The sequence below is a fragment of the Pseudomonas sp. P20 genome (assembly GCF_016463925.1).
GTDB classification, from domain to species: domain Bacteria; phylum Pseudomonadota; class Gammaproteobacteria; order Pseudomonadales; family Pseudomonadaceae; genus Pseudomonas; species Pseudomonas aeruginosa.
In genome coordinates, this window is sequence record NZ_JAEMVM010000123.1 from 1 (window position 1) to 489 (window position 489).

The following is a 489-nucleotide window of genomic DNA, read 5'->3' on the forward strand; positions in this document are numbered from 1 at the left end:
TCACCCGGGCCGAACGCATGCGCCGCAACTCCATCCATCGCTATCCACCTGAGCTGAAGAGCGCAATCCGCGTCATCAGCAAGCTCAAGCGCACCATTCAGGAGGTCGAGCATGAAGAACAAGATTGAGGATCTGCGGAATCACCTCTTTGCCACCATCGAAGGGTTGCTTGACGAAGACAAGCCCCTGGATATCGAGCGCGCGAAAGCGGTGGCTCATGTGGGTTCGGTGATCATCGAGTCCGCCAAGGTGGAAGTGAAAGCGCTGGAGATCATCGGCTCCCCGGACGGCAGCGGAAGCACGTTTCTGCAGATCAGCCGGGAGGACTCGAAGTGAGTGTTCTGGAACTTACGCCGCCGCACTCCGTCGAGGCGGAGCAAGGGGTACTCGGCGGCCTGATGCTGGACAACGCGGCATGGGACATTGTCGGCGATCAGTTGCAGAAGGAGGACTTCTTCCGGCATGAGCATCGGCTGATTTTCACCGCCA

2 protein-coding genes and 1 pseudogene are annotated in these 489 nt (G+C 59.1%); all 3 read left to right on the forward strand.

Annotation, left to right across the window (positions count from 1 at the left end; translation table 11 throughout):
• Nucleotides 1–128 (forward strand): annotated as a pseudogene (locus JHD77_RS32080) (HNH endonuclease signature motif containing protein); the annotation flags it as partial.
• Entirely contained in the window at nt 112–336 is a 225-nt protein-coding gene (locus JHD77_RS32085) for a hypothetical protein (RefSeq protein WP_009315888.1), read from the forward strand. The pseudogene JHD77_RS32080 and the gene JHD77_RS32085, both read left to right, overlap by 17 nt.
• Nucleotides 333–489: DnaB-like helicase N-terminal domain-containing protein (locus JHD77_RS32090; protein ID WP_325099880.1), on the forward strand; the 157-nt coding region annotated here is incomplete at its 3' end. The genes JHD77_RS32085 and JHD77_RS32090, both read left to right, overlap by 4 nt.